The following is a 20,370-nucleotide window of genomic DNA, read 5'->3' as shown; positions in this document are numbered from 1 at the left end:
CGGCGGCCCGGCGTCGTACGCGGCGAGTAGCCTCGCTGCGAACACCTGTTCGGAGCGGAGAGGAGTGGTCGTGCGGGTACTCGGCGTCGATCCCGGCTTGACCCGGTGCGGGGTGGGCGTGGTCGACGGCGCGCCGGGCGCGCAACTGCGGCTCGTGAGCGTGGACGTGATCCGCACCAGCCCCGACGACGACATCGGGACCCGGCTGGTCGGCCTCGAGCGCGGGCTGGAGCGCTTCCTGGACGAGTTCCGTCCGGACGCGGTGGCCGTCGAGCGGGTGTTCAGCCAGCACAACGTCTCCACCGTCATGGGCACCGCCCAGGCCGGCGCCATCGCGATCGTCTGCGGGGCGCGGCGGGGGCTGCCCGTCGCGCTGCACACCCCGAGCGAGGCCAAGGCCGCCGTCACCGGCAACGGCCGGGCCGACAAGGCCCAGGTCACCGGCATGGTCACCCGGCTGCTGCGGCTGGACGCCCCACCGCGGCCCGCCGACGCCGCCGACGCGCTGGCCCTCGCCATCTGCCACGTGTGGCGCGGTGGCGCTCAGGCGCGCATCCAGGCGGCGAGGATGAGAAGGTACGGAGTCGACAGGTGAGCGCGGAGGACGGCCGCTCCCGGGCGGTTCCGGCCGAGCACGGTGAGGACGCACGCCCGGCCGGTCGGCCGGCGGCGCACGGAGGGACAGGGCAGTGATCGCATTCGTCAGCGGGAAGGTCGCCGGAGCCGGGCCGGACGGTGCCGTCATCGACGTCGGCGGCGTCGGCCTGTCCGTCCAGTGCACCCCGGCCACGCTCGCCGGGCTGCGCGTCGGCGACCAGGCGCACGTCCCCACCTCGCTGATCGTCCGCGAGGACTCCCTCACGCTGTACGGCTTCGCGGACGACGACGAGCGCGCGATCTTCGAGCTGCTGCAGACGGCGAGCGGCGTCGGCCCCCGGCTCGCGCTGGCCATGCTCGCGGTCCACCCGCCGAACGCCCTGCGCCGCGCCGTCGCCACCGAGGACGTCACCGCCCTCACGAAGGTGCCGGGCATCGGTAAGAAGGGCGCCCAGCGCATCGTCCTGGAGCTGAAGGACCGCCTCGGCGCGCCCACCGACGACCTGGGCGCGCCCCTCCCGGTGGCCCGCGCCGTGCCGTGGCGCGACCAGGTGCACGCCGGCCTCACGAATCTCGGCTGGACCGGCAAGGACGCCGACGCCGCCGTCGACGCCGTGGCCGCCGAGATCGACGGTCAGGAGACTCCGGACCTCGCCACCCTGCTCAAGCTGGCCATGCGGAGGCTGAGCCGATGACCCCGGCCTCCGTCGTACGTACCGGTGGGGGAGCGGGCGCGTGAGCGACGAGCGGTTCGTCTCGCCGATCGCCGACGGCGACGACAAGGTGATCGACGCGGCGCTGCGGCCGAAGCGCCTCGAGGAGTTCATCGGCCAGGCGCGGGTGCGCGAGCAACTGTCGCTCGTCCTGCACAGCGCCATGCGGCGCGGCCGGGCACCGGATCACCTCCTGATGTCCGGGCCGCCCGGCCTCGGCAAGACGACCCTGGCGATGATCATCGCCAGTGAGCTGGGCGTGCCGCTGCGGATCTCCTCCGGTCCGGCGATCGAGCGCGCCGGCGACCTCGCGGCCGTGCTGTCCACGCTCTCCGAGGGCGAGGTGCTCTTCCTCGACGAGATCCACCGGATGGCCCGCCCGGCCGAGGAGATGCTGTACGTCGCGATGGAGGACTTCCGGGTCGACGTCGTGGTGGGCAAGGGCCCAGGCGCCACCGCGATCCCGCTCGACATCGCGCCGTTCACCCTGGTGGGCGCCACCACCCGGGCCGGGCTGCTGCCCGCCCCGCTGCGCGACCGGTTCGGGTTCGTCGCGCACATGGACTTCTACGAGCCCGCCGACCTCGAGCGCATCATCCAGCGCTCGGCCCGGCTCCTCGATGTGCGGATGGACGACGCGGGCGCCTCCGAGATCGCCCGTCGCGCCCGGGGCACGCCCCGGATCGCCAACCGGCTGCTGCGCCGGGTCCGCGACTACGCGGAGGTGCGCGCCGACGGCGTGATCACCGAGGAGGTGGCCCGGCAGGCGCTGACCTTGTACGAGGTCGACGCCGACGGGCTGGACCGGCTCGACCGGTCGGTGCTGGAGGCGCTGCTGACCAAGTTCGGCGGCGGCCCCGTCGGCCTGTCGACCCTCGCGGTCGCCGTGGGGGAGGAGCCGGAGACCGTCGAGGTGGTCGCCGAGCCCTTCCTGGTGCGCAAGGGCCTCATCGCCCGCACCCCCCGGGGACGGATCGCGACACCGGCCGCCTGGCGGCACCTCGGTCTAGCCCCACCGCCCACGGCGGAAGGTACGCTTTTCGAAGTGGCAGAGGAGTGACGGGGAACTTCTCGGCGCGCGGGTTCGTCCCGTCGTTGCCGGGGTTTCAGGTACTCCTTTACACTCCGGAGCCGGTCGCCGTCAGCAGATGGCACGCCTTTCGCGGCGCGAACAAGTCGACGGCGGGCTCAACTCTCACATCGGAAGGATGCCCCGGTGCAGGGCAACACAACAATCACAGCGCTCACCCACGTCGTCGCGGCGAAGAGCGGCAGCAATCCGCTGATGTCGCTGCTTCCCCTGATCCTCATCGTCGTGGTCTTCTATTTCCTGCTGATCCGTCCGCAGCGCCGGCGGCAGCAGCAGCAGTCCCAGCTGCAGAACCAGCTGGTGCCCGGCCAGCGGGTCATGACGACCGCCGGAATGCTCGCGACGGTCGCCGCCGTAGAGGACGACGCGCTCGTCCTGGAGATCGCTCCGGGGGTCGAGGCCCGCTTCGTCAAGCAGGCCATCGCCCAGGTCCTGGACGACCCCTCCGATGAGGAAGAGGATGAGGAGTCCGACGAGGCCGAGGAGCTCGCTCAGGAGCACGCCGCCGACGAGCCGACGGCCGACGCCGAGGCCGAGCCCGAAGTCGCGCAGGACGACATCGAGCCGAAGACCGACGCGAAGACCGTCGCGGAGGACAAGAAACCAGCGGAAACGTTGAAGGACGGCGAGCAGAAGGCCGGCAAGAAGCCGTCGGCCTGACCAGGACCTGACCGTAGACGAAGGACGAAAGACGACCGTGGCTCCGCCAAGCAGAAACACTGCAAAACCAGGGCGCGTTCTCCTCGCGCTGTTCGCGATAGCCGTAGCCCTGGTGGGGCTGATGTTCTGGCAGGGCCAAAAGAAGCCCAAGCTGGCACTGGACCTCGCGGGCGGCACCACCGTGACGCTCACCGCGGAGCCCACGAAGCCCGGTGCCAAGATCGGTGACTCCGAGATGGGCCAGGCCATCAAGATCATGCGCGAGCGCGTGAACGGCCTGGGCGTCTCCGAGGCCGAGGTGACCAAGCAGGGCAACAACGTCATCGTCGTCCAGGTCCCCGGTCAGGGGCAGGAACGGGTCGTCAAGACCATCGGCACCACGGCGAAGCTGGAGTTCCGCCAGGTGCTCGTCGCCGCGCCGGTGGGTGTTCCGCAGCAGACGCCGACCTCCACGCCCAGCCCGACGAGCACGGGCAAGGCCAAGGGCGGGGCGAGCCCCTCCGGCAGCGCCAAGCCGTCGAGCAGCGCGAGCGCCAAGCCGTCCGGCAGCGCGACGCCGAAGGGCCGTGCGCTCGCGCAGGCGCTCACCAAGGCGACGCCGAAGCCGTCCACGTCCGGGAAGGCCGCGCCGAGCCCGAGTGCCTCGCAGTCGCTCACGCCCGAGCAGCTCCAGCAGTTGCAGCAGCAGCTCCAGCAGCAACAGCAGCAGCAGACCGGCGAGGACTTCTCCGGCGTCGACCCGGCGGTCAAGGCGCAGTTCGACAAGCTCACCTGCGTCGGCAACGACGTCGGCCAGGGCAGGACGCTGGACCCTGCCAAGCAGGCCGCCGTGTGCGCCAAGCCGGACCCCAAGACCCACAAGGTCGACTACAAGTTCATCCTGAGCCCGGCCAAGATCTCCGGTGAGCAGGTCACCAAGGCGCAGGCCATGCCGCCGGACCCGCAGAACGGCCGGGTGCAGTGGGTCGTCAGCCTCGACCTGAACGGCACCGCGACCAAGGCGTTCGCCACCTTCACCCAGGAGGCGGCCGCGCTCGGCGAGAACAACACCCGCAACCACTTCGCGATCGTCCTCGACGGCACCGTCTACTCCTGGCCGGGCGTCAAGGAGGCGATCACGTCGGGCAACGCGCAGATCGAGGGTCAGTTCAACCAGCAGGACGCCACCGACCTGGCGAACGTCCTGAAGTACGGCGCGCTGCCGCTGAAGTTCAACCAGAGCTCGATCGAGTCGGTCTCGGCCACCCTCGGCAAGGACCAGCTCACCGCCGGCCTGCTCGCCGGCGCGATCGGCCTCGGCCTGGTCGTGCTGTACTGCCTCTTCTACTACCGCGGCCTCGGTTTCGTCGCGATCTTCAGCCTGGTGGTCGCCACGGTCCTCACCTACGAGGCGGTCGTGCTGCTCGGGAAGTTCATCAACTTCCGGATGTCCCTGGCGGGCATCGCCGGTGCGATCGTGGCGATCGGCATCACCGCGGACTCCTTCGTCGTCTTCTTCGAACGGCTGCGGGACGAGATCCGCGAGGGTCGCACGCTCCGCACCGCCGTCGAACGCGGCTGGGTCCGCGCCCGGCGCACGATCATCGTCGCGGACGCCGTGTCGTTCATCGCCGCCCTGATGCTGTACTGGTTCGCCATCGGCGGCGTGAAGGGCTTCGCCTTCACCCTCGGACTCACCACGCTGATCGACGTGGTCGTGGTGTTCTTCTTCACCAAGCCGCTGGTCACGCTGCTGGCCCGGACGAAGTTCTTCGGCCGGGGCCACCGGTTCTCCGGCCTTGATCCGAGCACACTGGGCATGACCAAGCGCGCCACCACCCGTCCCGTCGGCACCAAGGAGGCCTGATGTCACGCCTGGGCAACATCGGTGGTCGCCTGCACCGCGGCGAGATCTCGCTCGACTTCGTCGGGCGGCAGAAGACCTGGTACGCCATCTCCGGCCTCATCCTGGTCATCAGCGTCGTCTCGCTGCTCACCCTCGGCCTGAACTTCGGCGTCGAGTTCAAGGGCGGCACGGTCTTCCAGTTCCCGACCAAGCCGGGGGTGACGACCTCCGACGCCCGCGACGCGGTCAAGGCCGCCGGGGTCGTCAAGGAAGACCCCATCGTCCAGAAGACCGGCACCGGCTGGCGGGTGCAGACCGAGAGCCTGAGCTCCACGGACGTCACCAAGGTCCAGGACACGGTGCAGCAGAAGCTGCACCTGGCCAAGCCCGACGACGTCAGCCCGCAGAGCGTCGGCGCGAGCTGGGGTAAGGACGTCTCCCAGAAGGCCATCGAAGGTCTGCTGGTCTTCCTGGTCGCGATCATCATCTACCTGTCGATCGCGTTCGAGTGGCGAATGGCGGTCGCGGCGATCATCGCGCTGGCGCACGACATCCTCATCACGGTCGGCGTCTACTCGCTCGTGCAGTTCGAGGTGACGCCGTCCTCGGTGGTCGGCCTGCTGACCATCCTCGGTTACTCCCTGTACGACACGGTCGTCGTGTTCGACAAGGTCCGGGAGAACACCCGGTCGCTGACCACCTCGAACACCATGACCTACAGCAACGCGGCGAACCTCGCGGTCAACCAGACCCTGGTCCGGTCGATCAACACCACGGTCATCGCGCTGCTGCCGGTCGCGGGCCTGCTGTTCATCGGCGCCGGCGTGCTCGGCGCCGGCACTCTCAAGGACCTGGCCCTCGTCCTGTTCGTCGGCATGCTGGCCGGTGCCTACTCCTCCATCTGCATCGCGACGCCCATCGTGGCCGACCTGCAGGAGCGGCAGGAGAAGTACCGGACGCTCGCCAAGCGGGTGGCGGCCAAGGCCAACAGCGCCAAGCGCAAGGCCAAGCCGGAGGTCGAGGTCGCCGAGCTGCCGGAGGACGACGTCCAGGACGAGGCGGAGGCATCCTCTGTCGGGGCCGGTGTCCGGGTCGTGCAGAATGGTCCGCGGCAGCAGCCGCGCCGAGGCGGCGCCAAGGGACGGCCCAGCGGCAAGAAGAAGCGCTGAGCCGAAGAACGAGCATCGTGCCCATCTCGCGGCGGATCGCCTGATCCGCCGCGAGATGGCGTCTAGGAGGAGGAACGTGTCCTCGCGACCGGTCGACCTGACGAAGCTGATCAACGAGCGGATCCGCGAGGTCCCCGACTATCCCAAGGCCGGGGTGGTGTTCAAGGACATCAGTCCGCTGCTGGCCGACCACACCGCGTTCGCGGCCGTCGTCGACGCCATCGTGGCCTACTACGGCCGGGGCACGATCGACAAGGTCGTGGGGATCGAGGCCCGCGGCTTCATCCTGGCGGCTCCGGTGGCGTACCACTTCGGCGCCGGATTCGTGCCGGTCCGCAAGAAGGGCAAGCTCCCGGCGGCGACGTACACCGAGAGCTACGACCTGGAGTACGGCAGCGAGACGATCGAGGTGCACCAGGACGCCCTCGCGCCGGGCGAGCAGGTGCTCATCGTCGACGACGTGCTCGCCACCGGCGGCACGGCCGCCGCGGCCGCCCAGCTCGTCCGCCGCTCGGGCGCCGAGGTGGCGGGCCTGTCCGTCCTCATCGAGCTCGGCTTCCTCAAGGGCCGCGACCGGCTGCCCGACCTCGACGTCCACGCGCTCATCCAGGGCTGAGGCGCCCTCCCTCCGCGCCGTCACCGCGAGTAGGAGCCTCACTGCACGTTGAGAGCCTGGACCATGCGGTTGACGATCGGGCCTGCGGCGTCGGCGCCGAAGCCGGTGCCCTCGGTGACCACCGCGAAGGCGATCTTCGGATCGTCGGCCGGGGCGAACCCGGCGAACCACCGCTCGTTGTACGAGAGGCCGGTCTCCGCGGTGCCGGTCTTCCCGGCGATGTTTCCGGACACCTTGCCGCGTGCCGTGCCGGTCGAGACGACCTCCCGCATCATGTCCTGGAGCTGGCTCGCGGTCTGCGCGCTGGTCGCGCGGAAGAGCTCCTTGGGCGAGGCCGCCTCGATCTCGGACTGGTCCGGGGAGGTGACGCGCTGGATGAGGTACGGCTTCATCACCACGCCGCCGTGGGCGGCCGCCGCGGCGGCGAGGGCCATCTGCAGCGGCGTCGCGGAGACGCTGCCCTGGCCGATTCCGCTGCGCCCGACGTCGTCGCCGCCCATGTTCTTCGGGTAGACGCTGGCGGCGCTGCGCAGGTTGTTCTCGATCGGGATGTGCTGCCCGAACCCGAAGCCGGACGCCTCCGCGCCGAGGTTCTTCTGGCCCATGTCCAGCGCGAGCTTGCCGAACGTGCTGTTGCACGACTGCGCGAACGCCTCGATGAGCGGCAACTGCCCGCCGTTGCACGGGCCGGAGTCGGCGTCGTTGTGCAGAGGGTTTCCGGAGGGCAGGGTCAGCACGCCGGGAGTGTCGACGGGGCTGTCCTTGCTGAGCCCCCGCTTGTCCATGCCCGCGGCCGAAGTGATGATCTTGAAGGTGGACCCGGGCGCGAAACTTTCATCGATCGCCTTGTTGATCAGTGGGCTGCCGGCGGCCTTGAGCAGCCGCTCGTACGCCTTCGCCGACGCGGTCGTGGAGTGCACCGCGATGCTGTTGGCGTCGAACGACGGATAGGACGCCATCACCTTGATCGCGCCGGTCTTCACGTCGATCGCGACGGCCGCGGCCCGGCGTGAGGTGCTTGCGCGCAGGGCCTCGTACGTCGCGCGCTGGGCCGCCGGATCGATGGTCGTGTCGACGGTCGCGCCCTGGTTCGTTTTGCCGACGATCGCGTCGAACCAGTGCTGGACGGTCAGCCGCGGGTCCGTGCCGGCCAGCAGACCGTCGGCGGCGGCCTCCACGCCGGTCACGCCGCCGCTCGGCGCGAAGTAGCCGGTGATGGGCGCGAACACCTCGGACTCGGGGTACTCGCGCTGATACCGGAAGTCCTTCTGGCCGGTGTCGCGCGACCTGGCGATCACCGTGCCGCCCGCCATGATCAACCCGCGGTTCCGGTTGAACTGCGCGAGGAAGTGCCGGGCGTTGAGCGGGTCGTCGCGCAGCTTCTGCTCCTGCGCGCCCTGGATGTAGGTGACGTTCACCATGAGCGCCAGGACCATGAGCAGCGCGAAGACCGTCATCCTGCGGAGTGTCTTGTTCATCGGGCTCACTTTCGCCGGTGCCGTCCCAGCATCTCGCGAGATCGTCCGGGGCTCCCCTCGGCCCCTGCCCGGAATGGGTGATGGGCACCGACTGGAAAACGACTACGGATAAACTGTGGTTCCGACGCATGAATGGGGAGGCTGAGTGCCCGGTGAGGTGGTCTCGTCCGACGCGGTATCCGATGCCGCGCTGACCTCGCGGGCCCAAGCGGAGAAGCCCCCGTCGCCGGCGGCGCCCGGCGGTCCCCCCGAGCCGAAGCCGGATGACGGTGACGCGACGCCAACGAGCGCGGCCGCGCCGTCCGCCGCCCGGGTGCGCAGAAGGCTCGCCCGGCTCGGCGCCCAGCGTGGTCCAACGATGAATCCCGTACTCGAACCTTTGATCAAAACGCTCCGGAACACCCATCCGAAGGCGGATGTGCGTACCGTCGAGCGCGCCTACGACGTCGCCGCCCACCATCACCGCCACCAGAAGCGCAAGAGCGGTGATCCCTACATAACCCATCCCCTCGCCGTCGCCACCATCCTCGCCGAGCTGGGGATGAACACCGAGACGCTCTGCGCCGCGCTGCTGCACGACACCGTCGAGGACACGACCTACACCCTCGACCAGCTGCGGTCCGACTTCGGCGACGTGATCGCCGCCCTGGTCGACGGAGTCACCAAGCTCGACAAGGTGAAGTACGGCGAGGCGGCCGAGGCCGAGACCGTCCGCAAGATGGTCGTGGCGATGTCCCGCGACATCCGGGTGCTGGTCATCAAGCTGTCGGACCGGCTGCACAACATGCGCACCCTGCGCTACCTGCCGCGGCCGAAGCAGGAGCGCAAGGCCCGCGAGACCCTGGAGATCTTCGCGCCGCTGGCCCACCGCCTCGGCATGAACACGCTGAAGTGGGAGCTGGAGGACCTCGCCTTCCAGACGCTCTTCCCGAAGCGGTTCGACGAGATCGCCCGGCTGGTGTCCGAGCGCGCTCCCCGCCGCGACATCTACCTGCAGGAAGTGATCGAGAACGTCTCGGCCGACCTGCGCGAGGCCAAGATCAAGGCGACGGTCAAGGGCCGGCCGAAGCACTACTACTCGATCTACCAGAAGATGATCGCCCGCGAGGTCGGCTTCGAGGAGATCTACGACCTCGTCGGCATCCGCGTCCTCGTCGACACCGTCCGCGACTGCTACGCCACACTCGGCACGATCCACGCGCGATGGAACCCGGTCCCCGGCCGGTTCAAGGACTACATCGCGATGCCGAAGTTCAACATGTACCAGTCGCTGCACACGACGGTGATCGGCCCGGAGGGCAAGCCCGTCGAGCTGCAGATCCGTACCCGCGCGATGCACAACCGCGCCGAGTACGGCATCGCGGCGCACTGGAAGTACAAGGAGGAGACGGTCGGGGGCGGGGCGCCCCCCGGCAAGGCGGGGGACATGGCCTGGCTCCGGCAGCTCCTCGACTGGCAGAAGGAGACCACCGACCCGGCGGAGTTCCTCGAGTCGCTGCGCTTCGACCTGTCGGTCTCGGAGGTCTTCGTCTTCACCCCGAAGGGGCAGGTCCTGGCCCTTCCGCAGGGCGCGACCCCGGTGGACTTCGCGTACGCCATCCACACCGAGGTCGGGCACCGTACGATCGGCGCCCGGGTCAACGGCCGGCTCGTGCCGCTGGAGTCGACCCTCGACAACGGCGACACGGTGGAGATCTTCACCTCCAAGTCGCCCGACGCCGGGCCCAGCCGGGACTGGCTCAACTTCGTCAAGAGCGCCCGCGCCCGGAACAAGATCAAGCACTGGTTCTCCAAGGAGCGCCGCGAGACCGCCATCGAGCAGGGCAAGGACGCCCTGGCCCGGGCGATGCGCAAGCAGAACCTCCCGCTGCAGCGGCTGCTGTCCGGCGAGGCGCTGGTGGCGCTGGCGCACGACCTGCGCTACTCCGACGTCTCGGCGCTGTACGCCGCGATCGGCGAGAGCCACGTGTCCGCGCAGAGCGTCGTGAGCAAGCTCGTCGACGCCCTGGGCGGGGTGGAGAGCGCCGCCGAGGACCTCGACGAGACCGTCATCCCGACCAAGAAGCGGCGGTCCCGGCCCGCGGGCGACCCGGGCGTGGTCGTGGCCGGTGACCCGGACGTGTGGGTGCGCCTGTCCCGGTGCTGCACGCCGGTGCCGGGCGACGAGATCGTCGGCTTCGTCACCCGGGGCAACGGCGTCTCGGTGCACCGGGAGGACTGCGTCAACGTCGCGAACCTCCGTACCCAGCCCGACCGCATGGTCGACGTCAAGTGGTCGCCGGGGGAGGACTCGGTCTTCCTCGTGGCCATCCAGGTCGAGGCGCTGGACCGCACCCGGCTGCTGTCCGACATCACGCGGGTGCTGTCGGACCAGCACGTCAACATCCTGTCGGCCTCCGTCGCGACCAATCGCGACCGGGTGGCGATCAGCAGGTTCAGCTTCGAGATGGGCGATCCGAAGCACCTGGGCCACGTCCTGAAGGCCGTCCGCAACGTCGACGGCGTCTACGACGTCTACCGCGTCACGAACTGAGGCGAGTAACGGAAGCGGCCCGGTCTCCACTGGAGACCGGGCCGCTTCCGTTCAGGTTCTCGAGATCAGGAGAACTCGGCGAGGGTGCGCTCGGCCTCCTCCAGCCAGGCGCGGCGTGCCGTCAGGGCCTCCTCGGCGTCCCTGACGTCCTTGTCGCGGCCACCGCTGCGCGCCTTGTCCAGGCGTGCCTCGAGCTGCTGGATGGAGGACCGCAGCTGGGTGACCGTCGCCTCGGCGCGTGCCCGGGCCTCCGGGTTGGTGCGCCGCCACTCCGACTCCTCGGCGGAGCGCACGGCCTCCTCGACCCGGCGCAGCCGGCCTTCGAGCTGGTCCCGCGAGTCGCGCGGCACCATCCCGATCGACTCCCAGCGCTCCTGGATCGTGCGGAGCATCTGGCGCGCGGTGCGCACGTCCCGGACGGGAAGGATCCGCTCGGCGTCCTGGAGGACCTTCTCCTTGGCCTCGGCGTTCTGCCGGAACTCGGCGTCGCGCTCGGCGAAGGCGGCGGACCGGGCGGCGAAGAAGACGTCCTGCGCGCCCTTGAACCGCGCCCACAGCTCGTCCTCGACCTCCCGGGACGCCCGTCCGGCCATCTTCCACCGGCGCATCAGGTCGCGGTAGGCGGCGGCCGTGGGACCCCAGTCGCCCGAGTTGCTCAGCGCCTCGGCCTCGGCGACCAGGCGCTCCTTCTCGTGCCGGGAGGTCTCCCGCTCCTCCTCCAGGTTGGAGAAGTACGCCTTGCGGCGCTTGGTGAAGGCGTTGCGGGCCGTCGACAGGCGCTTCCAGAGCGCCGTCTCGGTCGGCCGGTCGACGCGCTCGGCGGCCTTCCACTCCTCCACCAGCTGACGGAGGCGCTCACCGCCGTTCTTCCAGTGCGTCTCCTCGGCGGCGATCCGCTCGGCCTCGGCGACGATCCGCTCCTTGACCTCGCGGGCGTGGCCGCGGGCCTGGTCGCGGGCGACCTTGATCTCCTCGCGCCGGCGGCCGAGCAGCCCGGTCAGGGCGTCCAGCCGCCGCGCCAGGCTGTCCAGGTCACCGACCGCGTGCGCCTCGGTCACCGACTCCCGGAGCCGGGCGATGCTGTGCTCGGCCTGCGCGGGAGCCAGATCCGTCGTCTTGATCCGCTGCTCCAGCAGGTCGATCTCGGTGACCAGCGCGTCGTACTTGCGCCGGAAGTACGCGAGGGCCTCTTCGGGCGCGCCGGCCTGCCAGGAACCGACGGTGCGCTCGCCCTCGGCGGTCTTGACGTAGACGGTGCCGTTCTCATCGACACGGCCCCAGGGATCAGCGGTCACCGTGGCCCTCCCGGTCGTGGAGCGTGCCCGCCATGAGCGGCCGGACGACCCGGACGGAGCCGTCTCCGCCTGCCCCGTGCCGGATTCCCCAAGGATCGGTGGCGCTGCACACCGTTGCCTCCTGTTTCAAGGCCCGGGCCGTTCGTCGGGCGCCGGACCCACCGTGACGACCTCGGGAGTCGTACTCCCGCAGGCCACCCTAACCTTCCCCATTACCCCATCTTCGCGACGGTGAGGTGTTTTATTTCAATTTTCTTCTTTGGGGCGGTCATCCCGGACTGCGGGTCGGCGGCGGTCGCTCCGGCCTTGGCGACCGAGTCGACGACGTCCAGCCCCTGCGTGATCTCGCCGAAGACCGTGTAGTCGGCGGGCAGCTTCGCGTCGCCGTACATGATGAAGAACTGGCTGCCGTTGCTGTTCGGCTGGCTGCTGTGCGCCATGGCGATCATGCCGCGCTTGTAGGTCGCCTGCCCCGAGGAGTCGGCCTTGGGGACGTTCTCGTTGCCGAAGCCGTACGCCGGGCCGCCGCTTCCCGTGCCGGTCGGGTCGCCGCACTGCAGCACCTTGATGCCGGTGTCGAGCCGGTGGCACTTGGTGTTGTCGAAGAACTTCTTGGACGCGAGGTACTGGAACGAGTTGACGGTGCAGGAGGCCTTCGTGCCGTCGACCTTGGCGACGATCTTGCCCTGGTCGGTGTCGATCGTCATCTCGTACGTGCCCTTGACCGGCTTCACCGGCGGCGTGCCGACGTTCTTGGCACCCGGGTCGGACATGGGCTGGTAGGCGCACTCGCCGGGCTTCGCCGAGACGGTCGGCGTCGCGCTGGCCGATTTCGACGCGGACGCGGCCGTCGTCGTGGTCTTCTTGTCCGACTTGTTCATCGCGAACGCGATGGCACCGCTTCCACCGGCGATCACTGCCACGGCGGCCACCGTGCCGATGACCTTCATCCTGCGTGCTCGCGCCCGCCGGGCCGCACGGCGCTGCATCTGGCGCTCGTAGCGCTGCCGGGCCAGCTGCTTCTTGCGGTCTTTACCCGCCACCGGTGTCGCACCTCATTGATTCGCGTCATGAACAGGGAAACGTGCTGCGCATCGTAGCGGTCCTGGCCGGTATTTTCCTGAGTGGCCCACAGAGGCCGCCAAATCGGTCCAAGACCGGACGCCCCGCGGCGCTCCCGCGTATGTCGTTCGCGGTCGGCCACGTGCCGCCGGTACGCTCAAGCTGCCGGAAGCAGGCGCCTTAAGAGAGGACGATCGTGCTCATCGCCGGGTTCCCCGCGGGGTCCTTCGCCACGAACTGCTATGTCGTGGCACCCGCGGCGGGGGAGGAATGCGTGATCATCGACCCCGGCCAGGACGCCGAGTCCGGGGTCGAGGAGCTCCTCCGCGAGCACCGGCTCAAGCCGGTCGCCGTGGTGCTCACGCACGGTCATATCGATCACGTCTGGTCGGTGGCCCCGGTCTGCGGTGCCCGAGACGTCCCCGCGTACATCCATCCCGACGATCGGGACCTGCTGGCCGACCCGGCCAAGGGCTTCCCGCTCGGCGTCGGACAGCAGCTGCTGGGCGGTCTCACCTTCAGCGAGCCCGACGACGTACGGGAGCTCGCCGACGGCGCGACGCTGACGCTGGCGGGGCTGGAGCTGATCGTCGAGCACGCCCCGGGCCATACGCCCGGGTCGGTGACCTTCCGGCTCGCGGACGAGCAGGTGATCTTCTCGGGTGACCTGCTGTTCGCCGGCTCGATCGGCCGCACCGACCTGCCGGGCGGCGACCACCCGGCCATCCTGGAGAGCCTGGCGCGGGTGTGCCTGCCGCTCCCGGACGAGACCACCGTGCTGCCCGGCCACGGCACGCAGACCACGATCGGCCGCGAACGGGCGACCAATCCGTTCCTCAAGGACATCGCCCCGATCGACGGCCCGCACAGGGGACTTTGAGAACACCACGATGAGCTCGAACTTCCAGGCCCCCAGAGGGGTCAGCGAGTACTTCCCGCCGCGCTCGGCGACCTTCCTCGCCGCCCGCGACGCCTTCGCCGCGGCCGCCACGCGCGCCGGCTACGCCTACCTCGAACTCCCGGTCTTCGAGGAGACCCGCCTGTTCGCGCGCGGCGTCGGCGAGTCGACCGACGTCGTCAGCAAGGAGATGTACACCTTCGAGGACCGCGGCGGCCGCTCTCTCACGCTACGCCCGGAGTTCACCGTCGGCGTGCTGCGGTCGGTGCTCCAGCACGGTCTCAACAAGGGCGAGCTGCCGGTCAAGGTCTGGGCCGTCGGCCCGGCGTTCCGCTACGAGCGCGCCCAGAAGGGCCGGTACCGCCAGTTCTACCAGGTGGACCTCGAGGCGATCGGCTCCGAGGACCCGGCGGTCGACGTCGAGACGATCGCGCTCGCCTGGGACTTCTACCGCGGCCTCGGCCTCACCCGCCTCTCCCTGCACCTCAACTCCCTGGGCTGCCGGGAGTGCCGTCCGGTGTACCGCGCGGCGCTGCAGGAGTTCCTGCGCCGCCTCGATCTGGACGAGGACACCCGCGCCCGGGTCGAGATCAACCCGCTGCGCGTGCTGGACGACAAGCGGCCCGAGGTGCGCGCCCAGCTCGAGGACGCCCCGCTCGTCACCGACCACCTGTGCGGGGCGTGCAAGGCGCACCACGACCGGGTCCGCGAGCTGCTCGCCGACCTGTCCATCCCGTGGGTCGACGACCCGCGCCTCGTGCGCGGCCTCGACTACTACACCCGCACGACGTACGAGTTCGACCACCCGTTGCTCGGCGCGCAGTCCGGCATCGGCGGCGGCGGCCGGTACGACGGGCTGTCCGAGGACATCGGCGGCCCGCCGCTGCCCGGCATCGGCTTCGGCCTCGGCCTCGACCGTACGGTCCTGGCCATGGAGGCCGAGGAGGTCGCCGCCGTCGCCGAGCGAGGAGTCGACGTGTACGGCGTGCCGCTGGGCGAGGAGGCCGAGCGTAAGATCTTCGGGTTGATCGCCCAGCTGCGCCGCGAAGGTGTCGCCGCCGACATGTCCTACGACGGCAAGAAGCTCAAGGGCGCGATGCGCGGAGCCGGCCGGTCCGGGGCGGCGTACGCCGTGATCCTCGGCGAGCGAGATATCGCCGCCGGGTCCGCACAGGTCAAGGACCTGGCCAGCGGCGACCAGGTCGCCGTTCCGCTCGCCGAGCTCGTGACGACGTTGAAAGAAAGGCTTGCTCAAAGATGATCCGCACACACGAGGCGGGCTCGCTACGCCGTGACCACGCCGGGCAGCAGGTCGTGCTGGCCGGCTGGGTGGCGCGCCGCCGCGACCACGGGGGCGTCACCTTCATCGACCTGCGCGACGCCTCCGGGATCGCCCAGGTCGTGTTCCGCGAAGAGGACACGGCGCACGACCTGCGCTCGGAGTTCTGCGTCAAGATCACCGGTGAGGTCCGCGTACGCCCGGAGGGCAACGAGAACCCCGAGCTGCCGACCGGCGAGATCGAGGTCGTCGCCTCCGAGATCGAGGTGCTCAGCGAGTCCGCGCCGCTGCCCTTCCCGATCGAGACGGACGCCAACGTCAACGAGGAGGTGCGCCTCAAGCACCGCTACCTCGACATCCGCCGTGAGGCCCTGGCGCGTTCGCTGCGCATCCGCTCGCAGGGCTCCTACATCGTGCACGACGTCCTGCGCGGGCACGGGTTCGTCAACGTCGAGACGCCGACGTTCACCAGCTCCACGCCGGAGGGCGCCCGCGACTTCCTCGTCCCGGTGCGGCTCAAGCCGGGCCACTGGTACGCCCTGCCGCAGTCGCCGCAGCTCTACAAGCAGCTGCTCATGGTGGCGGGCCTGGAGCGCTACTACCAGCTCGCCCGCTGCTACCGCGACGAGGACTTCCGCGCCGACCGGCAGCCGGAGTTCACCCAGATCGACATCGAGATGAGCTTCGTCGAGCAGGAGGACGTCCTCCAGGTCGCCGAGGACCTCGTCGGACGGCTCTGGAAGGAGATCGTCGGCTACGAGATCCCGCGTCCGATCCCGCGGATGACCTACGCCGACGCCCTCAGCCGGTACGGCTCGGACAAGCCGGACCTGCGCTTCGGCAACGAGCTCGTCGACGTGACCGAGTACTTCGCCGGCACGTCGTTCCGCGTGTTCCAGGCGCCGTACGTCGGCGCGGTCGTCATGCCGGGCGGCGCCTCCCAGACCCGCAAGGAGCTGGACGGCTGGCAGGACTGGGCCAAGTCGCGCGGCGCGAAGGGGCTGGCGTACGTCCTGGTGCAGGAGGACGGCACCCTCGGCGGCCCGGTCGCCAAGAACATCTCCGAGGAGGAGCGGTCCGGCCTGGCCGCCAAGGTCGGCGCCAAGCCCGGCGACGCGGTGTTCTTCGGCGCCGGCAAGCCGCACGCCACCCGCGAGCTGCTCGGCGCGGCCCGCCTGGAGATCGGCCGCCGCTGCGGCCTGATCGACGAGTCCGCGTGGGCGTTCACCTGGGTCGTCGACGCGCCCATGTTCGAGGAGACCGCCGAGGGCGGCTGGACGTCCGTCCACCACCCCTTCACCTCGCCCAAGCCGGAGTGGGTCGACTCCTTCCACGACAAGCCGGGGGAGGCGCTCGCCAACGCGTACGACATCGTCTGCAACGGCAACGAGATCGGCGGCGGCTCGATCCGTATCCACCGCGGCGACGTGCAGCAGCGCGTCTTCGAGACCTTGGGCCTGGACCGCGAGGAGGCCGAGGAGAAGTTCGGCTACCTGCTGGAGGCGTTCAAGTACGGCGCGCCGCCGCACGGCGGCATCGCGTTCGGCTGGGACCGGGTCGTCATGCTGCTGGCCGGCCGCGACACGATCCGCGATGTGATCGCCTTCCCGAAGGCAGCGTCCGGCTTCGACCCGCTGACCGGCGCGCCCACGCCGATCACCGAGGAGCAGCGCAAGGAGGCGGGCATCGACGTCCGCCCGGAGGACGAGAAGCCGGCCGAGCCCAACGAGCCCGGCCACATCGTCCGCCCCTCCACCGAGAAGTACTGAGGGCCTGATCGACGGGGATCCCGGTCAGGGGTCCCCGTCGATGCCTCAGTCCCACCAGAAACTCCACCTCGGCGCGCCGACCAGCCTCTCGGCATAGGTGGCGAAGACGATGTAGTCCTGCTCGATGTTGTCCGGGCAGAGGAGATAGTGCTCCAGCGCGAGCCGGTTCGCCTCCTCCGGGCGCGGCGGAGCGGCGACCGACACGTGGACGGTGCCCCCGACGACGCCGATCAGCCGAGCGCCGAAGCGGTCCTCCCACGACCTGATCACCGCCCAGAGCTCGCCCGGGTCCACGTGGTTGCAGCATTTGTAGAAGTCAAGGGTCAGCAGGACGTCCGCGCTCCGCTCCACCGGGACGAGAGCGAGATGGAGGGGTTCGCCGTCCTGCGCCAGTTCGGCCGCCATGGCGGCGGCGTGTTCGGCGACGTCACGGCTCGGCATCGACCCGGCGGCCAGACCCGGCCAGGTATCGAACGGCGGGCCGGGATCATCCGGCCAGGGCACCACGCCCTCAGGGACTTCAACCGGGGGAGCGGCGTCCCATTCCGCCTTCTGACGCAGGTAACGCTGCCATTCGCCCCGGAAGTAGTCCGTCACGTCGAACGCGGCGTCATCCCAGGGGCCGCCCGAGTGCGACACGTAGTCGCAGTACAGAAGCAGCACGGGCAACAGCCCGGTCGCGGCCCGCTGAGCGTCGAGGCGCCGCCACCAGTCGGCGGCGTCTTTCAGCGGTTCGTCACTGCACCAGAGCACGGGGAGATGGCTGCACTCGCTGCCCGAACAGTGTTCGGCCGCGGAGACGAGGCGCCCTGGGGGCAGGTGCGCGGGCAGACGGGCGAAGGCGTCCGCAAAGGATCTTTCAGTCACGCGGCCGACTGTAGGAGCCTCCGCCTACAGGCTCGGGCGTCCCGAACACTCGGCAAAGGCGCCGCCGAAGCGGGACGTAAGGGGTGAACTGGCGTGTCCGGGCGGCGTTGACCGAGCGTTTGCGCCGAGTGTCCGGCGATGAAGTCAGGCCGGATGCGGCGCTCAGGCGTGGTAGGCGGCGATCGCGGTCTGGACGAAGGAGCGGATCAGTGGATTCCTGTCGCTCTCGTGCCATGCCACCACCAGGCGGCTCAGCGGCATGTCGATCAGCGGAACCACGGTGAGCCCCTCTCCCGGTTCGTGGTTCAGAAGAGTCATGCCGACCGTGCCGTTCCAGAGAACCGCTTGCCGGCATTCCTGGACGGCACGCACCACCGGACCCTCGCGAGGCTCCCCGCCGCTCCAGTACGACTGCCAGAGGGGGTCGGTGCCCTCCGGGAAGAGGAACCAGCGGCGATCGGTCAGGTCGGCCAGCTTCAGGCTGTCACGGTGGGCCAGCGGATCGTCGGCGCGCAGCAGCGCGCCCACTGGATCGGCGCGAAGCTCGCGCACGGCCAGACCGGTCTCGTCGAACGGCCCGCGGGTCAGGGCGACGTCGACCCCTCCGGCGTGCAGCCCGCAGGTGGGATCGGTCAGGTCGGTCTCGCGGACGCGGACCTCGACGCGCGGGTGCCGCCGATGGTAGGCGTCGGCGAGGCGTGTCGCGCCCGGATCTGTGGTGTCACCCAGGATGCCGACGGTGATGGTCGCGGCGCCGGCCGCCGCGGCCACACGTGTGCGTACCCGGTCGGCCTGGGCGAGCAGGGCGCGTGCCTCGTCGAGCAGCACCGCCCCCACCTGAGTGAGCGTGACGCCGGCCGAGGACCGGTCGAACAGCGTGGCGCCGACCTCGGTCTCCAACTGCTTGATCGCCCGACTCAGCGGCGGCTGACTCATGTGCAGCCGGGCGGCGGCCCGGCCGAAATGGAGTTCCTCCGCGACCGCGACGAAATAGCGCAGCGTGCGTAGCTCCATGGTGCGACGATACTCGTACGGTATCGACGTCCGAGAACGGGTCTTGGACAGTCGCGGCGCCCTGGCAGTGGAATCGGGGCATGACAGACGAAACGAAGGACGCCGCACCGCTCGCCGAGCCCGCCGTATCGGTGGTCGGTCCGAATGACGGCGAGACGATCTTCCTGGGTACCACGCGACTGCGCGTTCTCGAAGACGGCAGCAACACCGGGCACCGCCTCGGGCTCGCCGAGTCCGTCCTCGCGCCGCACACGCCCGGACCGCCGCAGCACCGTCACGCCCAGCACGACGAGGGTTTCTACATCATCTCCGGCACGGTGCGGTTCACCGTCGGAGAGAAGGACTACGACGCGACCGCGGGCACCCTCGTGATGGTCCCGCCCGGTGCCCCCCACACGTTCGCCAACGTGACCGACCAGCCGGCCGTCATGCTCAGCACTTTCACACCGGACCTTTACGTGCAGTACTTCCGGGACCTACGGGACATGATCGCCGGTGGCCGGGCAGTGACCCCACAGGCGACCATCCGAACCATGAGCCGTTACGCCACCGAGCCCGCCACCGACTTCGCCTGAAGGCCGAGAGGACAGGCACCGCCTGGCCGCCCGTACGTCGGAACCCATGGATCGGCATCGTGAACGTCGTGGTTCACCTGAGTCGCGGGGACCGCCAGATCGCTCTCAACCTGACGCTCCTTCTCGCCGCGGCCGTAACCGTCTGGCTGGCGACGACATGGCGGTGACTTCGAGCGGGGCCTCCTGAGGTCCGGACCGCGCACCCGAAAATCGGTTGCTCGGGTCACGGTGCGGCGAGATCGTGGCGTCTCATGCGGACGCATGAGATCAGGGCCGACCACGACCGCACGTCGATCGTCGTCTACCAGGCGTACCGGCCGGAGATCGCCCGGCCGGCGGTCGAGCGGGGGCGGTTCGTGCCGCCGTTCTCACGGACGCGCATGACCTGGATCAAGCCGTCGTTCCTGTGGCTCATGGCGCGCAGCGACTGGGCGCGCAAGCCGGGTCAGGAGATGATCCTGGCCGTTCGCATCAGCCGGGAGGGCTGGGAGGAGGCGCTGTCGCAGGCGGTGCCGACCCACGCCGACCGGCGCCTCTACCGCGACGGCGCCGAATGGCGTGCCGCGTTCAAGCACTCCAGGGTTCACGTCCAGTGGGACCCGGAGCGGACGCTGCGCGGGCGGCCCCTCGACGCCCGCAGCATCCAGGTCGGACTCAGCCGGCACGTCATCGATCGGTACGCCGACGAGTGGATCCTGGACATCCAGGACATGACGCCGCTGGTCCGCAAGATCCAGCGACTGCTCCACGACGGTGAGACGGCGAAGGCCGGGGCCCTGGTCCCGCGTGAGCGCGTCTATCCCCTCGATCCGGAACTCGCCCGGCGCATCGGCGCGGACGTCTGAGACATCCCACCATCCCTTGCGCCGGCTCGCCGAATGAGACAACGTCTGAAGGACGGACGTTTCAGACCGATCGTCAATACGAGGT

18 protein-coding genes are annotated in these 20,370 nt (G+C 69.9%); 13 read left to right on the top strand and 5 right to left on the bottom strand.

Going from position 1 to position 20,370, the window contains the following annotated elements; translation table 11 throughout:
- Positions 1–70: 70 nt before the first annotated feature.
- The 7 genes from ruvC to AB0K82_RS30975 all read left to right on the top strand — a co-directional run bounded on the left by ruvC (position 71) and on the right by AB0K82_RS30975 (position 6,670).
- Positions 71–595 carry a crossover junction endodeoxyribonuclease RuvC gene (gene ruvC / locus AB0K82_RS31005; protein WP_364403868.1) on the top strand — a complete coding sequence of 175 codons (525 nt, stop codon included), beginning with the start codon at positions 71–73 and terminating at the stop codon, positions 593–595.
- A gap of 94 nt (positions 596–689) precedes the next feature.
- Complete coding sequence (ruvA, locus tag AB0K82_RS31000) at positions 690–1,292, top strand: Holliday junction branch migration protein RuvA (RefSeq protein ID WP_364403867.1); 603 nt, start codon at positions 690–692, stop codon at positions 1,290–1,292.
- 40 nt (positions 1,293–1,332) lie between these two features.
- Entirely contained in the window at positions 1,333–2,370 is a 1,038-nt protein-coding gene (gene ruvB, locus AB0K82_RS30995; protein WP_364403865.1) for a Holliday junction branch migration DNA helicase RuvB, read from the top strand.
- Between the two features lie 156 nt (positions 2,371–2,526).
- The gene (yajC, locus tag AB0K82_RS30990; protein ID WP_364403863.1) at positions 2,527–3,060 is read left to right on the top strand and encodes a preprotein translocase subunit YajC; all 534 of its coding nucleotides are present in this window, start codon (positions 2,527–2,529) and stop codon (positions 3,058–3,060) included.
- A 121-nt stretch (positions 3,061–3,181) separates the two neighbouring features.
- Complete coding sequence (gene secD, locus AB0K82_RS30985) at positions 3,182–4,906, top strand: protein translocase subunit SecD (protein WP_364403925.1); 1,725 nt, start codon at positions 3,182–3,184, stop codon at positions 4,904–4,906.
- Positions 4,906–6,054: a protein translocase subunit SecF gene (secF, locus tag AB0K82_RS30980; RefSeq protein ID WP_364403862.1), complete on the top strand. Its 1,149-nt coding sequence runs from the start codon at positions 4,906–4,908 to the stop codon at positions 6,052–6,054. The genes secD and secF overlap by 1 nt, the downstream gene beginning before the upstream one ends.
- Before the next feature lie 76 nt (positions 6,055–6,130).
- Positions 6,131–6,670, top strand: coding sequence for an adenine phosphoribosyltransferase (locus tag AB0K82_RS30975; protein WP_364403860.1), 540 nt, complete (start codon positions 6,131–6,133; stop codon positions 6,668–6,670).
- A gap of 38 nt (positions 6,671–6,708) precedes the next feature.
- Here the strand turns inward: AB0K82_RS30975 and AB0K82_RS30970 are convergent, their stop codons facing one another.
- Complete coding sequence (locus AB0K82_RS30970) at positions 6,709–8,148, bottom strand: penicillin-binding transpeptidase domain-containing protein (RefSeq protein WP_364403858.1); 1,440 nt, start codon at positions 8,146–8,148, stop codon at positions 6,709–6,711.
- 358 nt (positions 8,149–8,506) lie between these two features.
- Here AB0K82_RS30970 and AB0K82_RS30965 point away from each other — a divergent pair, with 358 nt between their 5' ends.
- Positions 8,507–10,681, top strand: a complete 2,175-nt coding sequence (locus AB0K82_RS30965; RefSeq protein ID WP_364403923.1) for a bifunctional (p)ppGpp synthetase/guanosine-3',5'-bis(diphosphate) 3'-pyrophosphohydrolase — start codon at positions 8,507–8,509, stop codon at positions 10,679–10,681.
- Positions 10,682–10,746: 65 nt separating this feature from the next.
- Here AB0K82_RS30965 and AB0K82_RS30960 read toward each other — a convergent pair whose 3' ends face one another.
- On the bottom strand, positions 10,747–11,976 hold the full coding sequence (locus tag AB0K82_RS30960; protein WP_364403856.1) for a DUF349 domain-containing protein: 1,230 nt from the start codon (positions 11,974–11,976) through the stop codon (positions 10,747–10,749).
- Positions 11,977–12,188: 212 nt separating this feature from the next.
- Positions 12,189–13,019, bottom strand: coding sequence for a peptidylprolyl isomerase (locus tag AB0K82_RS30955; protein ID WP_364403854.1), 831 nt, complete (start codon positions 13,017–13,019; stop codon positions 12,189–12,191).
- A gap of 215 nt (positions 13,020–13,234) precedes the next feature.
- Between AB0K82_RS30955 and AB0K82_RS30950 the strand changes: the two genes are divergently transcribed.
- The 3 genes from AB0K82_RS30950 to aspS are packed head-to-tail and all read left to right on the top strand — an operon-like array spanning position 13,235 to position 16,984.
- Positions 13,235–13,918, top strand: coding sequence for an MBL fold metallo-hydrolase (locus AB0K82_RS30950; protein WP_364403852.1), 684 nt, complete (start codon positions 13,235–13,237; stop codon positions 13,916–13,918).
- A 10-nt stretch (positions 13,919–13,928) separates the two neighbouring features.
- On the top strand, positions 13,929–15,197 hold the full coding sequence (hisS, locus tag AB0K82_RS30945) for a histidine--tRNA ligase (protein WP_364403850.1): 1,269 nt from the start codon (positions 13,929–13,931) through the stop codon (positions 15,195–15,197).
- Positions 15,194–16,984, top strand: coding sequence for an aspartate--tRNA ligase (aspS, locus tag AB0K82_RS30940; protein WP_364403848.1), 1,791 nt, complete (start codon positions 15,194–15,196; stop codon positions 16,982–16,984). The genes hisS and aspS overlap by 4 nt, the downstream gene beginning before the upstream one ends.
- 45 nt (positions 16,985–17,029) lie before the next feature.
- On the opposite strand, the gene AB0K82_RS30935 is transcribed toward aspS, so the two are convergent.
- Together AB0K82_RS30935 and AB0K82_RS30930 are read right to left on the bottom strand one after the other, a co-directional pair.
- Positions 17,030–17,851, bottom strand: coding sequence for a DUF4253 domain-containing protein (locus tag AB0K82_RS30935; protein ID WP_364403847.1), 822 nt, complete (start codon positions 17,849–17,851; stop codon positions 17,030–17,032).
- A 162-nt stretch (positions 17,852–18,013) separates the two neighbouring features.
- Complete coding sequence (locus AB0K82_RS30930) at positions 18,014–18,865, bottom strand: LysR substrate-binding domain-containing protein (RefSeq protein ID WP_364403845.1); 852 nt, start codon at positions 18,863–18,865, stop codon at positions 18,014–18,016.
- Positions 18,866–18,945: 80 nt separating this feature from the next.
- Here AB0K82_RS30930 and AB0K82_RS30925 point away from each other — a divergent pair, with 80 nt between their 5' ends.
- Entirely contained in the window at positions 18,946–19,440 is a 495-nt protein-coding gene (locus AB0K82_RS30925; protein ID WP_364403843.1) for a cupin domain-containing protein, read from the top strand.
- A gap of 251 nt (positions 19,441–19,691) precedes the next feature.
- Positions 19,692–20,285, top strand: coding sequence for a DUF4291 domain-containing protein (locus AB0K82_RS30920; protein WP_364403841.1), 594 nt, complete (start codon positions 19,692–19,694; stop codon positions 20,283–20,285).
- Positions 20,286–20,370: the final 85 nt, after the last annotated feature.

Source organism: Actinoallomurus sp. NPDC052274, assembly GCF_040679475.1.
Lineage (GTDB): Bacteria > Actinomycetota > Actinomycetes > Streptosporangiales > Streptosporangiaceae > Actinoallomurus > Actinoallomurus liliacearum.
The sequence above is the reverse complement of the archived record's forward strand: the minus strand, read 5'-3'. Positions and strand labels throughout refer to the sequence as shown.

Coding starts and splice junctions, on each gene's coding strand:
- secD (WP_364403925.1), top strand. CDS start 3,182: ATGTTCTGGCAGGGCCAAAAGAAGCCCAAGCTGGCACTGGACCTCGCG.
- secF (WP_364403862.1), top strand. CDS start 4,906: ATGTCACGCCTGGGCAACATCGGTGGTCGCCTGCACCGCGGCGAGATC.
- AB0K82_RS30970 (WP_364403858.1), bottom strand. CDS start 8,148: ATGAACAAGACACTCCGCAGGATGACGGTCTTCGCGCTGCTCATGGTC.
- AB0K82_RS30965 (WP_364403923.1), top strand. CDS start 8,507: ATGAATCCCGTACTCGAACCTTTGATCAAAACGCTCCGGAACACCCAT.
- hisS (WP_364403850.1), top strand. CDS start 13,929: ATGAGCTCGAACTTCCAGGCCCCCAGAGGGGTCAGCGAGTACTTCCCG.
- aspS (WP_364403848.1), top strand. CDS start 15,194: ATGATCCGCACACACGAGGCGGGCTCGCTACGCCGTGACCACGCCGGG.
- AB0K82_RS30930 (WP_364403845.1), bottom strand. CDS start 18,865: ATGGAGCTACGCACGCTGCGCTATTTCGTCGCGGTCGCGGAGGAACTC.
- AB0K82_RS30925 (WP_364403843.1), top strand. CDS start 18,946: ATGACAGACGAAACGAAGGACGCCGCACCGCTCGCCGAGCCCGCCGTA.
- AB0K82_RS30920 (WP_364403841.1), top strand. CDS start 19,692: ATGCGGACGCATGAGATCAGGGCCGACCACGACCGCACGTCGATCGTC.